The 20,239-nt window shown below is 42.1% G+C and carries 16 protein-coding genes; all 16 read left to right on the plus strand.

All coding sequences use genetic code 11. The features are described 5' to 3' along the window. The first annotated feature begins 228 nt into the window (after positions 1 to 228). The 16 genes from comA (at position 229) to HT689_RS09100 (ending at position 20,136) form a co-directional block, all read left to right on the plus strand. Positions 229 to 2,382, plus strand: a complete 2,154-nt coding sequence (gene comA / locus HT689_RS09025) for a peptide cleavage/export ABC transporter ComA (protein ID WP_173251721.1) — start codon at positions 229 to 231, stop codon at positions 2,380 to 2,382. Between the two features lie 12 nt (positions 2,383 to 2,394). Continuing rightward, entirely contained in the window at positions 2,395 to 3,744 is a 1,350-nt protein-coding gene (gene comB / locus HT689_RS09030; protein WP_173251723.1) for a competence pheromone export protein ComB, read from the plus strand. A gap of 275 nt (positions 3,745 to 4,019) precedes the next feature. After that, positions 4,020 to 4,727 carry a phosphoribosylaminoimidazolesuccinocarboxamide synthase gene (gene purC, locus HT689_RS09035; RefSeq protein WP_173213953.1) on the plus strand — a complete coding sequence of 236 codons (708 nt, stop codon included), beginning with the start codon at positions 4,020 to 4,022 and terminating at the stop codon, positions 4,725 to 4,727. A 67-nt stretch (positions 4,728 to 4,794) separates the two neighbouring features. Continuing rightward, on the plus strand, positions 4,795 to 8,520 hold the full coding sequence (locus HT689_RS09040) for a phosphoribosylformylglycinamidine synthase (protein ID WP_173224656.1): 3,726 nt from the start codon (positions 4,795 to 4,797) through the stop codon (positions 8,518 to 8,520). 92 nt (positions 8,521 to 8,612) lie between these two features. Then, positions 8,613 to 10,055, plus strand: coding sequence for an amidophosphoribosyltransferase (gene purF / locus HT689_RS09045; protein WP_049522364.1), 1,443 nt, complete (start codon positions 8,613 to 8,615; stop codon positions 10,053 to 10,055). Between the two features lie 213 nt (positions 10,056 to 10,268). Continuing rightward, on the plus strand, positions 10,269 to 11,291 hold the full coding sequence (purM, locus tag HT689_RS09050; protein WP_173224662.1) for a phosphoribosylformylglycinamidine cyclo-ligase: 1,023 nt from the start codon (positions 10,269 to 10,271) through the stop codon (positions 11,289 to 11,291). Continuing rightward, positions 11,288 to 11,833 carry a phosphoribosylglycinamide formyltransferase gene (gene purN, locus HT689_RS09055; RefSeq protein ID WP_173224665.1) on the plus strand — a complete coding sequence of 182 codons (546 nt, stop codon included), beginning with the start codon at positions 11,288 to 11,290 and terminating at the stop codon, positions 11,831 to 11,833. Before purM ends, purN begins: the two co-directional genes overlap by 4 nt. A gap of 83 nt (positions 11,834 to 11,916) precedes the next feature. Next, on the plus strand, positions 11,917 to 12,426 hold the full coding sequence (locus HT689_RS09060; protein WP_173224668.1) for a VanZ family protein: 510 nt from the start codon (positions 11,917 to 11,919) through the stop codon (positions 12,424 to 12,426). 24 nt (positions 12,427 to 12,450) lie between these two features. Next, positions 12,451 to 13,998: a bifunctional phosphoribosylaminoimidazolecarboxamide formyltransferase/IMP cyclohydrolase gene (gene purH, locus HT689_RS09065; protein WP_173224671.1), complete on the plus strand. Its 1,548-nt coding sequence runs from the start codon at positions 12,451 to 12,453 to the stop codon at positions 13,996 to 13,998. A gap of 122 nt (positions 13,999 to 14,120) precedes the next feature. Further along, positions 14,121 to 15,383, plus strand: coding sequence for a phosphoribosylamine--glycine ligase (gene purD, locus HT689_RS09070; RefSeq protein WP_173224673.1), 1,263 nt, complete (start codon positions 14,121 to 14,123; stop codon positions 15,381 to 15,383). A gap of 192 nt (positions 15,384 to 15,575) precedes the next feature. Further along, positions 15,576 to 16,067, plus strand: coding sequence for a 5-(carboxyamino)imidazole ribonucleotide mutase (gene purE / locus HT689_RS09075; RefSeq protein WP_173224676.1), 492 nt, complete (start codon positions 15,576 to 15,578; stop codon positions 16,065 to 16,067). Continuing rightward, entirely contained in the window at positions 16,054 to 17,145 is a 1,092-nt protein-coding gene (gene purK / locus HT689_RS09080; protein ID WP_173224679.1) for a 5-(carboxyamino)imidazole ribonucleotide synthase, read from the plus strand. The genes purE and purK overlap by 14 nt, the downstream gene beginning before the upstream one ends. Positions 17,146 to 17,176: 31 nt before the next feature. Continuing rightward, entirely contained in the window at positions 17,177 to 18,055 is an 879-nt protein-coding gene (locus tag HT689_RS09085) for an NYN domain-containing protein (protein ID WP_173224682.1), read from the plus strand. A 69-nt stretch (positions 18,056 to 18,124) separates the two neighbouring features. Continuing rightward, positions 18,125 to 18,352: a phosphoribosylaminoimidazole carboxylase gene (locus HT689_RS09090; protein ID WP_112444983.1), complete on the plus strand. Its 228-nt coding sequence runs from the start codon at positions 18,125 to 18,127 to the stop codon at positions 18,350 to 18,352. Between the two features lie 82 nt (positions 18,353 to 18,434). Next, positions 18,435 to 19,370: a hypothetical protein gene (locus tag HT689_RS09095; RefSeq protein ID WP_112444905.1), complete on the plus strand. Its 936-nt coding sequence runs from the start codon at positions 18,435 to 18,437 to the stop codon at positions 19,368 to 19,370. Then, a complete protein-coding gene (locus tag HT689_RS09100) occupies positions 19,345 to 20,136 on the plus strand; it encodes a hypothetical protein (RefSeq protein ID WP_173224685.1) in 792 nt (263 codons plus the stop codon). Before HT689_RS09095 ends, HT689_RS09100 begins: the two co-directional genes overlap by 26 nt. Positions 20,137 to 20,239: the final 103 nt, after the last annotated feature.

Genomic DNA, 20,239 nt, shown 5'->3' on the forward strand with positions numbered 1-20,239 from the left:
GAAGGAAGTCCAGTTTTTGTTTGGGGATTAGGGTAAGATAGTTGTTATCAGATGAGTTTATACTCTTCGAAAATCAAATTCAAACCACGTCAACGTCGCCTTGCCGTATATATGTGACTGACTTCGTCAGTCCTATCTACAACCTCAAAACAGTGTTTTGAGCAGCCTGCGGCTAGTTTCCTGGTTTGCTCTTTGATTTTCATTGAGTATTAGGAAAAGGAGATGAATATGAAATTTGGGAAACGTCACTATCGTCCGCAGGTGGATCAGATGGACTGCGGTGTAGCTTCATTAGCCATGGTTTTTGGCTACTATGGTAGTTATTATTCTTTGGCTCACTTGCGAGAATTGGCCAAGACGACCATGGATGGGACGACGGCCTTGGGCTTGGTCAAGGTGGCAGAGGAGATTGGCTTTGAGACGCGAGCCATTAAGGCGGATATGACGCTTTTTGACTTGCCAGATTTGACTTTTCCTTTTGTTACCCATGTGCTTAAGGAAGGAAAATTGCTCCACTACTATGTGGTGACTGGGCAGGATAAGGATAGCATTCATATTGCCGATCCAGATCCTGGGGTGAAATTGACCAAACTGCCACGTGAGCGTTTTGCGGAAGAATGGACAGGAGTGACTCTTTTTATGGCACCTAGTCCAGACTACAAGCCTCATAAGGATCAAAAGAATGGCCTGCTCTCTTTTATCCCTATATTAGTGAAGCAGCGTGGCTTGATTGCCAATATCGTTTTGGCGACACTCTTGGTAACCTTGATTAATATTGTGGGTTCTTATTATCTGCAGTCTATCATTGATACCTATGTGCCAGATCAGATGCGTTCGACGCTTGGGATTATTTCTATTGGGCTGGTTATCGTCTATATTCTCCAGCAGATTTTGTCTTACGCTCAGGAGTATCTCTTACTTGTTTTGGGGCAACGCTTGTCGATTGATGTGATTTTGTCCTATATCAAGCATGTTTTTCACCTGCCTATGTCCTTCTTTGCGACACGTAGAACAGGGGAAATCGTGTCTCGTTTCACAGATGCCAACAGTATCATTGATGCGCTGGCTTCGACCATTCTTTCGATTTTCCTAGATGTGTCAACGGTTGTCATTATTTCCCTTGTTTTATTTTCACAAAATACCAATCTCTTTTTCATGACCTTATTGGCACTTCCTATCTACACAGTGATTATCTTTGCCTTTATGAAGCCTTTTGAAAAGATGAATCGGGATACCATGGAAGCCAATGCGGTTCTGTCTTCTTCTATCATCGAGGACATCAACGGTATTGAGACTATTAAGTCCTTGACCAGTGAAAGTCAGCGTTACCAAAAAATTGACAAGGAATTTGTGGATTATCTGAAGAAATCCTTTACCTATAGTCGGGCAGAGAGTCAGCAAAAGGCTCTGAAAAAGGTTGCCCATCTCTTGCTTAATGTCGGCATTCTCTGGATGGGAGCTGTTCTGGTCATGGATGGCAAGATGAGTTTGGGGCAGTTGATTACCTATAATACCTTGCTGGTTTACTTTACCAATCCTTTGGAAAATATCATCAATCTGCAAACCAAGCTTCAGACAGCGCAGGTTGCCAATAACCGTCTAAATGAAGTGTATCTAGTAGCTTCTGAGTTTGAGGAGAAGAAAACAGTTGAGGATTTGAGCTTGATGAAGGGAGATATGACCTTCAAGCAGGTTCATTACAAGTATGGCTATGGTCGAGACGTCTTGTCGGATATCAATTTAACCGTTCCCCAAGGGTCTAAGGTGGCTTTTGTGGGGATTTCAGGGTCAGGTAAGACGACTTTGGCCAAGATGATGGTTAATTTTTACGACCCAAGTCAGGGAGAGATTAGTCTGGGTGGTGTCAATCTCAATCAGATTGATAAAAAAGCCCTGCGTCAGTATATCAACTATCTGCCTCAACAGCCCTATGTCTTTAACGGAACGATTTTGGAGAATCTTCTCCTTGGAGCCAAGGATGGGACGACACAGGAAGATATCTTACGGGCGGTTGAGTTGGCAGAGATTCGGGAGGATATCGAGCGCATGCCCCTGAATTACCAGACAGAATTGACTTCGGATGGGGCAGGGATCTCAGGTGGTCAACGTCAGAGAATTGCTCTGGCGCGTGCTCTCTTGACAGATGCGCCTGTTCTGATATTGGATGAGGCAACTAGCAGTTTGGATATTTTGACAGAGAAGCGGATTGTGGATAATCTCATGGCTTTAGATAAGACCTTGATTTTCATCGCTCACCGCTTGACCATTGCTGAGCGGACAGAGAAGGTTGTTGTCTTGGATCAGGGCAAGATTGTTGAAGAAGGAAATCATGCTGATTTGCTTGCACAGGGTGGATTTTATGCCCATTTGGTAAATAGCTAGAAAGAGGAGAGGATGAAACCAGAATTTTTAGAAAGTGCGGAGTTTTATAATCGTCGTTACCATAATTTTTCCAGTCGGGTGATTGTACCCATGTCCCTTCTGCTTGTGTTTTTATTTGGATTTGCAACATTTGCAGAGAAGGAGATGAGTTTGTCTACTAGAGCTACTGTCGAGCCTAGTCGTGTCCTTGCAAGTATCCAGTCTACTAGCAACAATCGTATTCTTGTCAATCATCTGGAAGAAAATAAGCTGGTTAAAAAGGGAGAACTGTTAGTTCAATATCAAGAAGGGGCAGAGGGTGTCCAAGCGGAGTCTTATGCCAGTCAGTTGGACATGCTTAAGGATCAAAAAAAGCAATTGGAGTATTTGCAAAAGAGCCTGCAAGAAGGGGAGAACCACTTTCCAGAGGAGGATAAGTTTGGCTACCAAGCCACCTTTCGCGACTACATCAGTCAAGCAGGCAGTCTTAGGGCTAGTACATCGCAACAAAATGAGACCATCGCGTCCCAGAATGCAGCAGCTAGCCAAACCCAAGCTGAAATCGGGAACCTCATCAGTCAAACAGAAGCTAAAATTCGCGATTACCAGACAGCTAAGTCAGCTATTGAAACAGGTGCTTCCTTGGCCAGTCAGAATCTAGCCTACTCTCTCTACCAGTCCTACAAGTCTCAGGGTGAGGAAAATCCGCAAGCTAAAGCTCAGGCTGTTGCGCAGGTTGAAGCACAGCTTTCTCAGTTAGAATCCAGTCTTGCTACTTACCGTGTCCAGTATGCAGGTTCAGGTACCCAGCAAGCCTATGCGTCAGGCTTAAGCAGTCAATTGGAGTCTCTCAAATCCCAACACTTAGCAAAGGTTGGTCAGGAATTGACCCTTCTAGACCAGAAAATCTTGGAGGTGGAGTCAGGTAAGAAGGTACAGGGAAATCTTTTAGACAAGGGGAAAATTACGGCGAGTGAGGATGGGGTGCTTCATCTTAATCCTGAGACCAGTGATTCTACCATGGTTGCAGAAGGTGCCTTACTAGCCCAACTCTATCCGTCCTTGGAAAAAGAAGGGAATGCCAAACTTACAGCTTATCTAAGTTCCAAAGATGTTGCTAGAGTCAAGGTCGGTGATTCTGTTCGCTATATGACGACTCATGATGCCAAGAATCAAATTTTCTTGGATTCTACGATTACAAGTATTGATGCGACAGCTACCAAGACTGAAAAAGGGAATTTCTTTAAAATCGAGGCGGAGACTAATCTAACTTCGGAGCAGGCTGAAAAACTTCGGTACGGGGTGGAAGGTCGTCTGCAGATGATTACGGGCAAGAAAAGTTACCTACGTTATTATTTGGATCAATTTTTGAACAAAGAGTAATGTTCGTGTTTTTGGAGTTAATGCTCAATGAAAATCAAAGAGCAAACTAGGAAGCTAGCCGCAGGCTGTACTTGAGTACGGCAAGGTGAAGCTGACGTGGTTTGAATTTGATTTTCGAAGAGTATAAATGATTTTAAAACTGTGAGAAAGATCCTTCTTGCAGTTTTTTCTTTATGATTTTTGAGGTTACCACGTTATTTATTCGGTTAAATTCTTGTAATTTTAGGTTTTTTATGGTAGAATGTGCTCAAGTAATACGAAAGGCGAACTTTAAAATGTCAAAACAATTGATCTATTCGGGAAAAGCTAAAGATATCTATACAACTGAGGATGAAAATCTTATTATTTCAACTTACAAGGACCAGGCGACTGCTTTCAATGGTGTTAAGAAGGAGCAGATTGCGGGCAAGGGAGTGTTGAATAATCAGATTTCATCTTTTATTTTTGAGAAATTAAATGCGGCTGGTGTGGCGACTCACTTTGTGGAGAAGCTTTCAGACACGGAACAACTCAATAAAAAGGTTAAGATTATTCCTTTGGAAGTCGTGCTCCGCAACTATACTGCTGGCTCCTTTTCAAAACGTTTTGGTGTGGATGAGGGAATTGCCTTGGAGACTCCGATTGTCGAATTTTACTACAAAAATGATGATTTGGATGATCCATTTATCAATGACGAGCATGTGAAATTCCTACAGATTGCGGATGACAAGCAAATCGTCTACTTGAAGGAAGAAACGCGTCGTATTAATGAACTTTTGAAGGTCTGGTTTGCTGAGATTGGGCTTAAGTTGATTGATTTTAAGCTAGAGTTCGGTTTTGACAAGGATGGCAAGATTATCTTGGCAGATGAATTTTCACCAGATAACTGCCGTTTGTGGGATGCAGATGGCAACCACATGGATAAGGATGTTTTCCGTAGGGGATTAGGAGAGCTAACAGACGTTTATGAGATTGTTTGGGAAAAGTTGAAGGAATTGAAATAATCTATTTGCAAGACTCTCAAGGTCATTTGGAAACATTGCAAGAGCTGAAATAAAGGAATAAGAATTGATGGATAAACGTATTTTTGTTGAAAAAAAGGCTGATTTTCAGGTCAAGTCAGAGAGTTTGGTTAGAGAACTCCAGCATAACTTGGGACTTTCAAGCTTGAAAAGTATTCGCATCGTGCAAGTGTATGATGTCTTTGACTTGGTTGAGGACTTGTTTGCACCTGCAGAGAAGCACATATTCTCTGAGCAGGTGACAGACCATGTTTTGGATGAAGTAGCTGTGCAGGCGGATCTTGCCAACTATGCTTTCTTTGCCATTGAAAGCCTACCAGGGCAGTTTGACCAGCGTGCAGCATCTTCGCAGGAAGCCTTGCTTTTACTAGGAAGTTCGACTGATGTAACGGTTAATACAGCCCAACTTTACTTGGTGAATAAAGATATTGATGCGGCTGAGTTGGAAGCGGTCAAGAACTATCTGCTCAACCCAGTTGATTCTCGTTTCAAGGACATCACGGTAGGGATTGCCAAGCAGGAATTTTCAGAGTCAGACAAGACCATTCCAAAATTGACTTTCTTTGAAAGCTATACGGCAGAAGACTTTGCTCGCTACAAGGCCGAGCAAGGGATGGCCATGGAAGTGGATGATTTACTCTTTATCCAAGACTATTTCAAGTCAATCGGGCGCGTGCCGACGGAAACAGAACTCAAGGTTTTGGACACTTACTGGTCTGACCACTGCCGTCACACGACTTTTGAGACAGAGTTGAAACACATCGACTTTTCAGCTTCTAAATTCCAAAAACAATTGCAGTCAACCTATGACAAGTATATTACCATGCGTGAGGAGTTGGGGCGTTCTGAAAAACCGCAAACCTTGATGGATATGGCGACTATTTTCGGTCGTTATGAGCGTGCTAATGGACGTTTGGACGACATGGAAGTATCAGACGAAATCAATGCCTGTTCGGTTGAAATCGAAGTGGACGTTGATGGTGTGAAAGAGCCATGGCTCCTAATGTTCAAGAATGAAACTCACAACCACCCAACGGAAATTGAGCCATTTGGTGGGGCGGCTACTTGTATCGGTGGTGCTATTCGTGACCCATTGTCAGGACGTTCATACGTTTACCAAGCTATGCGTATCTCAGGTGCCGGTGATATTACAGCACCGATTTCGGAAACGCGTGCTGGGAAATTACCACAACAGGTCATTTCTAAGACAGCGGCTCATGGTTATTCTTCATACGGTAACCAAATTGGGCTTGCGACGACCTACGTTCGTGAATACTTCCACCCAGGCTTTGTAGCTAAACGTATGGAACTTGGTGCCGTTGTTGGTGCGGCTCCTAAGGGCAATGTCGTTCGTGAAAAACCGGAAGCGGGAGATGTGATTATTCTCCTTGGAGGTAAGACTGGACGTGATGGTGTCGGTGGTGCGACAGGTTCTTCTAAGGTTCAAACAGTTGAGTCAGTTGAGACTGCTGGTGCTGAGGTTCAAAAAGGGAATGCCATCGAAGAACGCAAGATTCAACGCCTTTTCCGTAATGGCCAAGTAACACGTCTTATCAAGAAGTCTAATGACTTTGGTGCTGGTGGTGTCTGTGTGGCTATCGGTGAATTGGCAGACGGTCTTGAAATCGACCTCAACAAGGTTCCTCTTAAATACCAAGGCTTGAATGGTACAGAAATTGCCATCTCTGAATCACAAGAACGGATGGCGGTTGTGGTTCGTCCTGAAGATGTGGATGCCTTCGTTACTGAATGTAACAAAGAAAATATTGACGCTGTTGTTGTGGCGACAGTGACTGAAAAACCAAATCTTGTCATGCACTGGAATGGTGAAACCATTGTCGACTTGGAACGTTGTTTCCTTGATACTAATGGTGTACGTGTTGTGGTAGATGCTAAGGTCGTTGACAAGGATGTCAAGCTTCCAGAAGAACGTCAAACATCTGCTGAAACCCTTGAAGCGGATACTCTTGAAGTCTTGTCTGATCTCAACCATGTGAGTCAAAAAGGCTTGCAGACCATCTTTGACTGTTCGGTCGGTCGTTCTACAGTCAACCATCCGCTTGGTGGTCGCTACCAACTCACACCGACTGAGGCTTCTGTGCAGAAATTGCCTGTACAACATGGTGTGACTCATACTGCCTCAGTCATGGCTCAAGGATTTAACCCTTATTTGGCAGAATGGTCTCCATACCACGGTGCTGCTTATGCGGTTATCGAAGCTACGGCTCGTCTAGTAGCGACAGGTGCCAATTGGTCTAAGGCTCGCTTCTCTTACCAAGAGTACTTCGAGCGCATGGACAAACAAGCTGAGCGTTTCGGTCAGCCAGTAGCTGCTCTTCTAGGTTCTATCGAAGCTCAGATTCAGCTTGGCTTGCCATCTATCGGTGGGAAGGACTCTATGTCTGGTACCTTTGAAGAGTTGACGGTGCCACCAACCTTGGTTGCCTTTGGGGTAACGACAGCAGATAGCCGTAAGGTGCTCTCTCCAGAATTTAAAGTTGCTGGGGAAAACATCTACTACATCCCAGGTCAAGCTCTTGCTGCAGAGATTGATTTTGACTTGATTAAGTCTAACTTTGCTCAGTTTGAATCCCTTCAAAAGGCTCACAAAGTAACAGCTGCTTTAGCTGTCAAATACGGCGGTGTGGTTGAAAGTTTGGCACTTGCTACTTTTGGAAATCATATCGGTGCAGAGGTAATCTTGCCTGAACTTGAAAGTTCTTTGACAGCACAATTGGGCGGATTTGTCTTCACATCTCCTGAAGAAATTGCTGGAGTAGAGAAAATCGGTCAAACAAGTGCAGACTTTACACTCCTTGTCAACGGTGTGAAGCTAGATGGACACAAGCTTGACAGTGCCTTCCAAGGAAAACTGGAAAAAGTTTACCCAACAGAGTTTGCCCAAGCCAAAGAACTAGATGAAGTACCAGCTGTGGTATCAGATGTTGTGATTAAAGCAAAAGAAAAGGTTGAAAAACCTGTGGTTTACATCCCAGTCTTCCCAGGCACCAACTCGGAATATGACTCAGCCAAGGCCTTCGAAAAAGAAGGTGCAGAGGTTAACTTGGTACCATTTGTGACCTTGCATGAAGAAGCCATTGTCAAGTCAGTTGAAACTATGGTTGACAACATCGGCAAGGCTAACATCCTCTTCTTTGCAGGTGGTTTCTCAGCTGCGGACGAGCCAGATGGTTCAGCCAAGTTTATCGTCAATATCCTGCTTAATGAAAAAGTCCGTGTGGCTATTGATAGCTTTATCGCCCGTGGTGGCTTAATTATCGGTATCTGTAATGGATTCCAGGCCTTGGTCAAATCAGGTCTTCTTCCATACGGGAACTTTGAGGATGCTACTAGTACTAGTCCAACCCTCTTCTACAATGATGCCAACCAACACGTGGCCAAGATGGTGGAAACCCGCATTGCCAATACCAACTCACCATGGTTGACTGGTGTGCAAGTGGGTGATATCCACGCCATTCCTGTTTCGCACGGTGAAGGGAAATTTGTCGTGACGGCCGAGGAATTTGCAGAGCTCCGTGACAATGGCCAAATTTTGAGCCAATACGTTGATTTTGACGGCAAACCAAGTATGGATTCTAAGTACAATCCGAATGGTTCCGTCCATGCCATTGAAGGAATTACCAGCAAAAACGGTCAAATCATCGGTAAGATGGGCCACTCAGAACGTTATGAGGACGGTCTTTTCCAAAACATCCCAGGAAATAAAGACCAGCACCTGTTCGCGTCGGCGGTTAAATACTTTACTGGAAAATAAGACTTGCAGATTTTCTAATAGATAGTATCTGCAATGTAAAAGTCATGTAGATCTAGCTCTTGGTGATTACAAATGAAAATTAGGTATAAAAAATGACATACGAAGTAAAATCTCTTAATGAAGAATGTGGTGTTTTCGGTATCTGGGGACATCCAGATGCTGCTAAATTGACCTATTTTGGTCTCCATAGTCTTCAGCACCGTGGTCAGGAGGGGGCAGGAATCCTCTCCAACGATCAGGGACAATTGAAGCGCCATCGTGACATGGGACTTCTATCAGAAGTGTTCAGAAATCCTGCTAACTTAGATAAATTGACAGGAACTGGTGCGATTGGGCATGTTCGTTACGCGACTGCTGGCGAAGCTTCTGTAGATAATATCCAGCCCTTCCTCTTCCGTTTTCACGATATGCAGTTTGGCTTGGCTCATAATGGAAATCTGACCAATGCAGCCTCTCTCAAGAAAGAATTGGAAGATAGAGGAGCGATTTTCAGTGCGACTTCGGACTCTGAAATCTTGGCTCACCTCATTCGTCGCAGTCACAATCCTAGTCTGATGGGCAAAATCAAGGAAGCGCTCAGTCTTGTCAAAGGTGGTTTTGCCTATATCTTGTTGTTTGAAGACAAGTTGATTGCGGCTCTTGACCCTAATGGCTTCCGTCCGCTTTCGATCGGGAAAATGGCCAACGGAGCTGTGGTAGTTTCCTCTGAAACTTGTGCTTTTGAGGTTATTGGTGCAGAATGGATTCGCGATTTGAAGCCAGGTGAGATTGTGATCATTGATGACAAGGGCATCCAGTATGATAGCTATACAGATGATACCCAGCTGGCAATTTGTTCTATGGAGTATATCTACTTTGCTCGGCCTGATTCTAACATTCATGGTGTCAATGTTCATACGGCTCGTAAACGTATGGGTGCCCAATTGGCGCGTGAATTCAAGCATGAGGCGGATATCGTGGTCGGTGTGCCCAATTCTTCCCTCAGCGCGGCTATGGGATTTGCGGAAGAGTCCGGGCTACCAAATGAAATGGGCCTCATCAAGAACCAATACACCCAACGTACCTTTATCCAACCGACTCAAGAATTGCGGGAGCAAGGGGTGCGGATGAAACTATCTGCTGTTTCTGGTGTTGTAAAAGGCAAGCGTGTGGTTATGATTGATGACTCTATTGTACGTGGAACAACCTCTCGTCGGATCGTTCAGCTCTTGAAAGAAGCGGGTGCAACTGAGGTTCACGTTGCTATTGGTAGTCCAGCGCTAGCTTATCCATGTTTCTACGGGATTGATATCCAGACCCGTCAGGAGCTAATTGCGGCCAATCATACGGTCGAAGAAACTCGCCAAATCATTGGTGCGGACAGTCTGACTTATCTTTCTGTTGAGGGGTTGATTGATTCAATTGGTATTGAAACAGATGCGCCAAATGGTGGTCTATGTGTCGCTTATTTTGATGGTGATTACCCAACGCCTCTCTACGACTATGAAGAAGACTATCGTAGAAGTTTGGAAGAAAAGACGAGTTTTTACAAATAGACAATAGATCCTCCATTAAAGAAAAGGAATATAAAAATGGCAAATAAAAATGCTTATGCTCCACGTCTCACTACTGACTAAAAGCTAAAGCATTTGTCAGTAGACGCTTTCTCCTATGGGAACAAAGCTAGAGACCTGACTAGTATTTTTAGATAAAATAATTGTTTATCTAAAAATACGTCGCAATCTTTCTCAAAGAAAAGGAACATAAAAATGACAAATAAAAATGCTTATGCCCAGTCTGGCGTGGATGTTGAAGCGGGTTATGAAGTTGTTGAACGGATTAAAAAGCACGTGGCTCGTACGGAGCGTGCAGGTGTCATGGGAGCTCTGGGTGGCTTTGGTGGTATGTTTGACCTTTCAAAGACTGGGGTTAAAGAACCCGTCTTGATTTCAGGAACTGACGGTGTCGGAACCAAACTCATGCTGGCTATCAAGTACGACCAGCACGATACTATCGGTCAGGACTGTGTGGCCATGTGTGTCAACGATATCATTGCTGCAGGTGCGGAGCCCCTCTATTTCCTTGACTACGTCGCAACTGGCAAGAATGAACCAGCTAAGCTAGAACAAGTGGTTGCTGGTGTGGCAGAAGGTTGTGTGCAGGCAGGTGCTGCCCTCATCGGTGGGGAAACGGCTGAAATGCCTGGCATGTACGGCGAAGATGACTATGACTTGGCTGGTTTTGCGGTCGGTGTTGCAGAAAAATCTCAAATCATTGACGGTTCAAAGGTGGCAGAGGGAGATGTTCTTCTCGGACTTGCTTCAAGTGGGATTCATTCCAATGGTTACTCTCTCGTCCGTCGTGTCTTTGCGGATTACACAGGTGAGGAAGTCCTTCCAGAATTGGAAGGCAAGCAACTCAAGGACGTTCTTCTTGAGCCAACTCGTATCTATGTCAAGGCTGTTTTGCCACTCATCAAGGAAGAGTTGGTCAACGGCATTGCCCACATCACTGGTGGTGGCTTTATTGAGAATGTCCCTCGCATGTTTGCAGCTGATCTAGCAGCTGAGATTGAGGAAGACAAGGTTCCAGTTTTACCGATTTTCAAAGCCCTTGAAAAATACGGTGAAATCAAGCATGAAGAAATGTTTGAAATCTTCAATATGGGTGTGGGACTCATGCTGGCAGTTAGCCCTGAAAATGTAAGTCGTGTCAAGGAATTGTTGGATGAACCAGTCTATGAAATTGGTCGTATCGTCAAGAAAGAAAACGAAAGTGTCATCATCAAATGAAAAAAATAGCGGTTTTTGCCTCAGGTAATGGCTCAAATTTTCAGGTGATTGCTGAAGAATTTCCAGTAGAGTTTGTCTTTTCAGACCATCGTGACGCCTATGTGCTCGAGCGTGCAGACAAGCTCGTCGTTCTGTCCTATGCTTTTGAACTCAAGGAGTTTGAGAACAAGGCAGACTACGAAGCAGCTCTTGTCGAACTCTTGGAAGAACACCAGATTGACTTGGTTTGCCTAGCAGGCTACATGAAAATCGTTGGGCCAACCTTATTGGCGGCTTATGAAGGACGAATCATCAATATTCATCCAGCCTACCTGCCAGAATTTCCAGGAGCTCATGGGATTGAGGACGCTTGGAATGCTGGCGTTGCTGAGAGCGGCGTGACTATTCACTGGGTAGATTCTGGTGTGGACACTGGTAAGATCATCAAACAAGTCCGTGTGCCTCGGTTATCTGATGATACCATAGCCAGTTTTGAAGCTCGCATCCATGAGGCAGAGTACAAGTTGTATCCGGAAGTAGTGAAGGCTCTATTTACAGATTGACTTTTTGTTGATTCATATGATATCTTTGATTTTAAATTGGAGTCAGTATTTGTTGAAGACGGCTTCAAACGGAGGTATTTGTAATGTTAGAATCTAAAAAAACAACTCGATATGTATTTTATGTCTATCTGATGTTATTAACTTGGGGAATCTTATTTAAGTTTGAAACTAATCCTGAATTTATAGCATTTTTCTTAGCTCCAAGGTACATCAATTGGATTCCATTTTCAGAACCACTAATAGTAGATGGGAAAATTGTTTTTGCTGAAATGTTATTTAATCTGATTTCCTTTATTCCATTAGGTGTTTGTTTCCCTCTGATAAAAACTAATTTATCTAGTTTAAAAATAGTCGGGACAGGTTTCTTGATTAGTTTATTGTTTGAGTGCTTACAATATATTTTAGCAATAGGTATAACAGATATAACGGATTTGGCTTTAAATACGCTAGGTGTTTGTGTAGGCTTATTGATTTATCAAATTTTTATAAGAGTGTTCAAATCACAGACTAGAAAATGGGTCAATATCTTAGGTATGCTTAGCCTTGGTTTTGCTTATCTTGTTTTACTGTTACTGCATTTAATTGGTGTTTAACTAATGATTAAAAAGGAGAATATAATGACTAAACGCGCCTTAATCAGTGTCTCAGACAAATCGGGCATTGTTGAATTTGCCCAAGAACTTAAAAAACTTGGATGGGAGATTATCTCGACGGGTGGGACCAAGGTTGCCCTTGATAATGCTGGGGTGAAGACCATTGCGATTGATGATGTGACTGGTTTTCCAGAAATGATGGATGGTCGTGTCAAGACCCTTCATCCAAATATTCACGGTGGGCTTCTCGCTCGTCGTGACTTGGATAGTCACCTGGAAGCGGCCAAGGACAATCAAATCGAGCTCATTGACCTTGTGGTGGTCAACCTTTACCCATTCAAGGAAACGATTCTCAAACCAGACGTGACGTACGCTGATGCTGTGGAGAATATTGATATTGGTGGGCCATCTATGCTTCGTTCAGCAGCGAAGAATCATGCCAGCGTGACGGTTGTGGTAGACCCTGCTGACTATACAGTGGTTTTGGACGAGTTGTCAGCCAATGGTGAAACGACTTACGAAACGCGTCAACGTTTAGCGGCCAAAGTTTTCCGTCACACAGCGGCTTACGATGCCTTGATTGCAGAGTATTTTACAGCTCAAGTGGGTGAAGAAAAACCTGAAAAACTGACCTTGACCTATGATCTCAAACAAGCCATGCGTTACGGTGAGAACCCTCAACAAGACGCGGACTTTTACCAGAAAGCTTTGCCGACTGATTACTCCATTGCTTCAGCCAAACAGCTCAATGGGAAAGAACTATCCTTCAACAATATTCGTGACGCTGATGCGGCCATTCGTATTATCCGTGACTTCAAAGACCGTCCAACCGTTGTGGCTCTCAAACACATGAACCCATGTGGAATCGGTCAGGCAGATGACATCGAAACTGCTTGGGATTACGCTTATGAGTCTGACCCAGTGTCTATCTTTGGTGGGATTGTCGTTCTCAACCGTGAGGTGGATGCTGCGACAGCTGAGAAGATGCACGGCGTTTTCCTTGAAATCATCATCGCACCAAGCTATACGGATGAGGCGCTAGCTATTTTGACCAATAAAAAGAAAAACTTGCGTATCCTTGCCTTGCCATTTGATGCTCAAGAGGCCAGTGAAGTGGAAGCAGAATACACAGGTGTGGTTGGCGGGCTCCTTGTTCAAAATCAAGATGTGGTCAAGGAAAGCCCAGCTGACTGGCAAGTGGTGACCAAACGTCAGCCAACTGAGATAGAGGCGACTGCTCTTGAGTTTGCTTGGAAGGCTATTAAATACGTCAAATCAAACGGAATCATTGTAACCAACGACCACATGACACTTGGTGTTGGCCCAGGTCAAACCAACCGTGTGGCTTCAGTCCGTATTGCCATTGACCAAGCCAAAGACCGCCTTGACGGTGCTGTACTTGCTTCGGATGCCTTCTTCCCATTTGCGGATAACGTGGAAGAAATCGCCAAAGCAGGTATCAAAGCTATCATTCAGCCTGGAGGCTCCGTCCGTGACCAAGAATCCATCGAAGCTGCTGACAAATATGGCTTGACTATGGTCTTCACAGGAGTGAGACATTTTAGACATTAAGAACGTTAAAGGGAAGAAAACAGTTTCTTTCCTTTTTTTGCGTAAAAACGCGGAGTGAAACAAGATTAAAACGAACGTTTGTGGTATAATGTTATTAAATAATTCGCAAAAGAGGTTGAGAGATGAAGCTGTTAGTTGTCGGTTCGGGTGGTCGTGAACATGCGATTGCTAAGAAGTTGCTTGAGTCAAAAGAGGTAGAAAAGGTTTTTGTTGCTCCTGGGAATGATGGGATGACTCTGGATGGTTTGGAATTGGTAAATATCTCTATTTCCGAACATTCTGAATTGATTGAATTTGTAAAAGCCAACGATGTTGCTTGGTCATTTATCGGGCCAGATGACGCCCTTGCGGCTGGTATCGTGGATGATCTCCATGCAGTTGGTCTCAAAGCCTTTGGTCCGACAAGATTGGCAGCTGAGCTGGAGTGGTCCAAGGATTTTGCCAAGGAAATCATGGTCAAATACGGCGTTCCGACAGCAGCCTATGGCACATTCTCAGATTTCGAGGAAGCCAAGGCCTATATCGAAAAGCAGGGGGCTCCTATCGTGGTCAAGGCGGATGGCTTGGCGCTTGGGAAGGGTGTCGTCGTTGCTGAGACAGTCGAGCAAGCGGTCGAAGCCGCTCATGAGATACTATTGGACAATAAATTTGGTGACTCAGGTGCGCGTGTGGTTATTGAGGAATTCCTCGACGGAGAAGAATTCTCTCTCTTTGCCTTTGTCAATGGGGACAAGTTCTACGTTATGCCAACGGCTCAGGATCACAAACGTGCCTATGATGGCGACAAGGGCCCTAACACGGGCGGTATGGGTGCCTATGCGCCAGTTCCTCACTTGCCACAGAGTGTAGTTGACACAGCGGTTGACACCATTGTCAAGCCAGTCCTCGAAGGGATGTTTAAAGAAGGTCGTCCGTATCTTGGAGTCCTTTACGCAGGGCTTATCCTGACAGCAGATGGACCTAAAGTTATCGAGTTCAACGCTCGGTTTGGAGATCCAGAAACTCAGATTATCTTGCCTCGCCTGACCTCTGACTTTGCACAAAATATTACGGATATCCTCGATGGCAAGGAGCCAAATATCACTTGGACGGATAAGAGTGTGACTCTGGGTGTAGTTGTCGCATCAAACGGCTACCCGCTAGACTATGAAAAAGGTGTTGAATTGCCAGCAAAAACAGAGGGCGACATCATCACTTACTATGCCGGTGCTAAATTCGCTGAAAATAGCAGAGCACTGCTATCAAACGGCGGCCGTGTCTATATGCTGGTCACCACAGCAGATACCGTCAAAGAAGCCCAAAACACCATCTATCAAGAACTTGCTCAACAAAAACCAGAAGGCCTCTTCTACCGAACCGATATCGGAAGCAAGGCAATTAGATAAAGGTATAAGAAAAAAGCGACGCAGTCGCCAAACACGATAATGGTCGCCGTGGTGAAAAGATCAGAACAATTTCTGTTCTGGTCGGGGGAAACTTTGAGACTTTAGGCTCAAAGTTTAGGAATGAAACCGAAGGTTTGCTTCCGTCCCCACCACCTAAGACCATTATCAAAAAAGAAGAAAAAAGGAAAAATTATGACTAAACCAATTATTTCCATTATCATGGGCTCAAAATCTGACTGGGCAACCATGCAAAAAGCTGCCGAAGTCCTAGACCGCTTCGGTGTAGCCTACGAAAAGAAGGTTGTCTCTGCCCACCGTACGCCAGACATTATGTTCAAGCATGCAGAAGAAGCACGTAGCCGTGGCATCAAGGTTATCATCGCAGGTGCTGGAGGCGCAGCCCATTTGCCAGGTATGGTAGCGGCTAAAACAACCCTTCCAGTCATTGGTGTACCAGTCAAATCACGTGCTCTTAGTGGCGTGGACTCGCTCTATTCTATCGTACAAATGCCGGGCGGTGTGCCTGTTGCGACAATGGCTATCGGTGAAGCAGGTGCGACCAACGCGGCTCTCTTCGCCCTCCGTCTTCTTTCGGTAGAGGATCAGGATATCGCAACAGCTTTAGCAGATTTCGCAGAAGAACAAGGAAAAATTGCAGAGGAGTCGACGAATGAGCTCATCTAAAACAATCGGAATTATCGGTGGCGGCCAGCTGGGTCAAATGATGGCTATTTCTGCTATCTACATGGGCTACAAGGTTATCGCGTTGGATCCTGTGACTGATTGCCCGGCCTCTCGCGTGGCGGAAATCATCGTGGCTCCTTATAACGATGTAGACGCCCTCCGTCAGTTGGCTGAGCGTTGCGATGTCCTCACCTATGAGTTTGAAAATGTCGCTGCTGACGGTTTGGATGCTGTCATCAAGGATGGACAACTCCCTCAAGGGACAGACCTGCTCCGCATTTCACAAAATCGCATCTTTGAAAAGGATTTTCTCTCAAATAAGGCACAAGTCACTGTGGCGCCTTATAAGGTTGTGACTTCTAGCCAAGACTTGGCGGAGATTGACCTGGCCAAAAACTATGTCCTCAAGACTGCTACTGGTGGATACGATGGCCATGGACAAAAGGTCATTCGCTCGGCAGAAGACTTGGAAGAAGCCAATGCACTAGCCGATTCAGCAGACTGTGTTTTGGAAGAATTTGTCAATTTTGACCTTGAAATTTCTGTCATTGTATCAGGAAATGGCAAGGATGTGACAGTTTTCCCAGTTCAGGAAAATATCCACCGCAACAACATCCTTTCAAAAACTATTGTGCCTGCTCGCATTTCTGAAAGTTTAGCTGAGAAAGCCAAAGCTATGGCAGTGAGAATCGCTGAGCAACTCAACTTGTCTGGAACCCTTTGCGTGGAAATGTTTGCGACAGCTGATGACATCATTGTCAATGAAATTGCCCCACGTCCACATAACTCTGGGCACTATTCTATTGAAGCCTGTGATTTCTCGCAGTTTGATACCCATATATTGGGTGTTCTGGGAGCACCATTGCCAGCCATCAAACTACATGAGCCTGCTGTTATGCTTAATGTCCTCGGCCAGCATGTCGAGGCTGCTGAAAAATATGTCACAGAAAATCCAAGCGCCCACCTCCACCTGTATGGTAAAATAGAAGCGAAGCACAACCGCAAGATGGGACATGTGACTTTATTTAGTGATGAACCAGACAATGTGGTTGAGTTTGGGGAAGGGATAGATTTTTAGGTTGTTAAAATAATGAACAATGGGGAAGTTTATGGATTTATTATTGATTGATAATTCGAATATTTTTATTGAAGTAAAAAATCTTGTAGGTCAAGATGGAAGATTTGATTATGATAAATTTGTAAAAAATTATACAAAATTTAAAAATCAGAAAAAGATATTAGTAGGATCTACTCCTCCGAAAAGTGATGGGTTTTGGTCGACTATGAAGAGTAAAGGTTTTGATGTATATACTTATGAGCGTAAACAAAAAGGAGAAAAAGCAGTTGATTCAAAAATAATTGCTAAAGGTGTATCGTTTATTGTTCAACAAGACCATCCTGCAACATTGAACCTTTTAAGCGGAGATTTTGACATGTTTCCTCTTATTGAAGAAGCTTTGGAGAAGAACTGGATAGTTATTTTATGGTCCTGGAAAGATAGTTTAAGTAACGAATACTTAGATGTTAAGGAAATTACAATTAAATATCTTGATGATGTAGCAGAAGATTTAATTTATTTTAATCGTGATATTGATGGATATTATGAAAAAGAATATTTTAGAGAAAGAGAAATACGTCTTGCAAGAGAAAAACAGGAGCGAGAATTCAATCAGGCTAAGCAGTGTGCTAAAAATAAAATTTCTAGGTTATGTTATATAGATAAAAATATCTATTTGGAGCGAATTGACGAATTAGTTAATTTTGAACAAATTTCAGAAATTGATAGTATAGTTTCCGCTGCCAAATCGGAAGATTTAAATCTGAAAAACGAAGCAATAGAAAAAGAGAATGAACATAAAAGACTTGCTAAAGAAGCTAAAAGACAAGCACGAAAAGAAATGTTGAGACGAAATTGGAGCTTGATTGCGACTGGATCGGCTACATTTGCTGGATTTATTGTTTACACTATTAAAAAAATAAAAAAATAATATACTTTTATCAACAAATATAATTGTATCAGTAGACACAATTATATTATATAGAAAGGGAGTATGACTATGATTCAACTCATTGTCAACGCTTTTGTTGAAAAAGATAAGACTGGAGCAGTCATCGAAGTCTTGTATGCTAGTAGCAATCACGAAAAGGTGAAAGCTAAGTATGAAGAGCTAGTTGCCCAATATCCTGAAAACTATCTAGCTATCTATGATATCCCGTTGGATACGGATTTGAATACACTCGATCACTACCCATCTGTTTGGATTGGGAAAGAAGAATTTGAGTAGTAAAATAGGACATAAATTATAAGATTTGCTGTTTTATCTTTGTTAGGAAACCTATTACTTTTGAAAGGGTGTTAATAGTTAAATGAAGTATGTAACATACAAATTATCTAGTGATGGAAGTTATAACAATAAAAAAAGAAAAATTACTGGAAATAAAAAGAAGCTGGTTGAAGCGATCTATTATTCATTAAGGAAAAGGTTGGTATTTCGAGGGATAGATAAAAAAATATATAAGAACTTTAAGGACTTTATTTTTATTGGTGGTGAAAAAGCAAGATTTAATTTATTTAAGGATTTAGAAAATGATTTGGGTTATAATACTCTGGAAGAGTGGAATGAAAAGGAATACGAGAATTTTAAGCTGGTATTAAAACATTTAAAAGAAAATTTTGAAAATTTTGCAACTTATGGTATATCTGGTGATATTAATGCTATAATTGAGAAGATAAAAAATTATAAAGATACATACAATTATTCTTATTATGATATGTATTTAAAAGTACTAAGTATTTTACATATTGTACAAGATAAAGCTCCTTTTCAATCGAAAATTCCTTGTGTATCAACATCTAGAAATAAAGATATTGCACAGAAAATATTTTCTGAAAAAGATGATGTTTCATATACAATAGTTGCTTTTACGAATAACTCACCAGAATGTATGTATCTTGAAACAAAAAAGATTAAACAATTTTGTAATGAAATTGGAATGAAAGGCTTTAAAGATAAGTATAATGAGGTAATATTTTTAGATTGTATTTTTCCGCATAATATTTTAGGATTGATAGAAAAAAGTCGTTCTGGCAAAGAAGTATTTATTGTAAATCCTAATTTATTGAAAATGATAGATAAGGCAGATTCTTTTGATGACTTAATAAAGACATTAAAAAAAAGTGGTGTAGAGATTAATCAAATAGCTTTCTATCGAAAACTGAAAGAAAGTAGTTTATATCAAAAGTATATATTTCAGGAAGAACGAAGAAGGTTGATTGATGAGATTATGGGTGAAAATGAGTAAAAAAATTTTTTGGATTATAATCTTAATCCTAATATTGGTGTTATTAGGTTTATTCCATATTGATACCAAAGATTGTATTTTGAAAACCTATAGATTAAATAATGAATTTTGGTCAAGTTTGATTAGTGCTATAATTGGGGCTATTGTAACTATATACGGTATTTATTGGACTATCAGCGTAGAAAATAAAAAACATAAAGCGGATTTAATAAATAGTCATAAGCCCTATTTAAGATATTTTATTTCAATTGGAATTTATCTGTATAGAAAGATTGATCAATCTAAAAGAACAGATATTTTAGACTATAAAATAGAATTTTCGCAAAATCCAGATAAATCTCTTATTTTTCCCTTATATGTAGAAAATATAGGATTGGGGCATGCTTTTATTGAAGACATAAGAATCGATGAAAAGGGACCTAGTAAATCGAAGAGAATGAAAATTATAAAAAAAGATGATGATAGTGTCTTTTATGTGGAGATAAAAAATATATCTAAAGATGAAATTAAAAAAATAAAATTGGTCGTACACTATAAAGATTTCTTTGATACAAAATATAGTGATACTATTAAAGTGGCGTTTACCAAAGATGGGGAACCTGTGCTTTTTGATAAGAACTCTGCTAAGGAAGCACTAAATCGATATTTTGAACAACATACCGTAGATAAGGAAGCGTATGAGTGTATAATTGAAGAAATGCTTGACCAAAAGAATTTTATTGTAAAAGGTTTATCCTATGAAAATATGTCTAAGCAAGGAGAGTAGCCTTACATATTAGAATACCTTTTTAATAGTTGGTGAGATCTTTGATTACTTTGGCCAATAATTTTTTATTTGAAGTTGCGATTTCGATAAAAGAAGAAAATAG

The organism is Streptococcus sp. 2342 (genome assembly GCF_013276795.1).
Lineage (GTDB): Bacteria > Bacillota > Bacilli > Lactobacillales > Streptococcaceae > Streptococcus.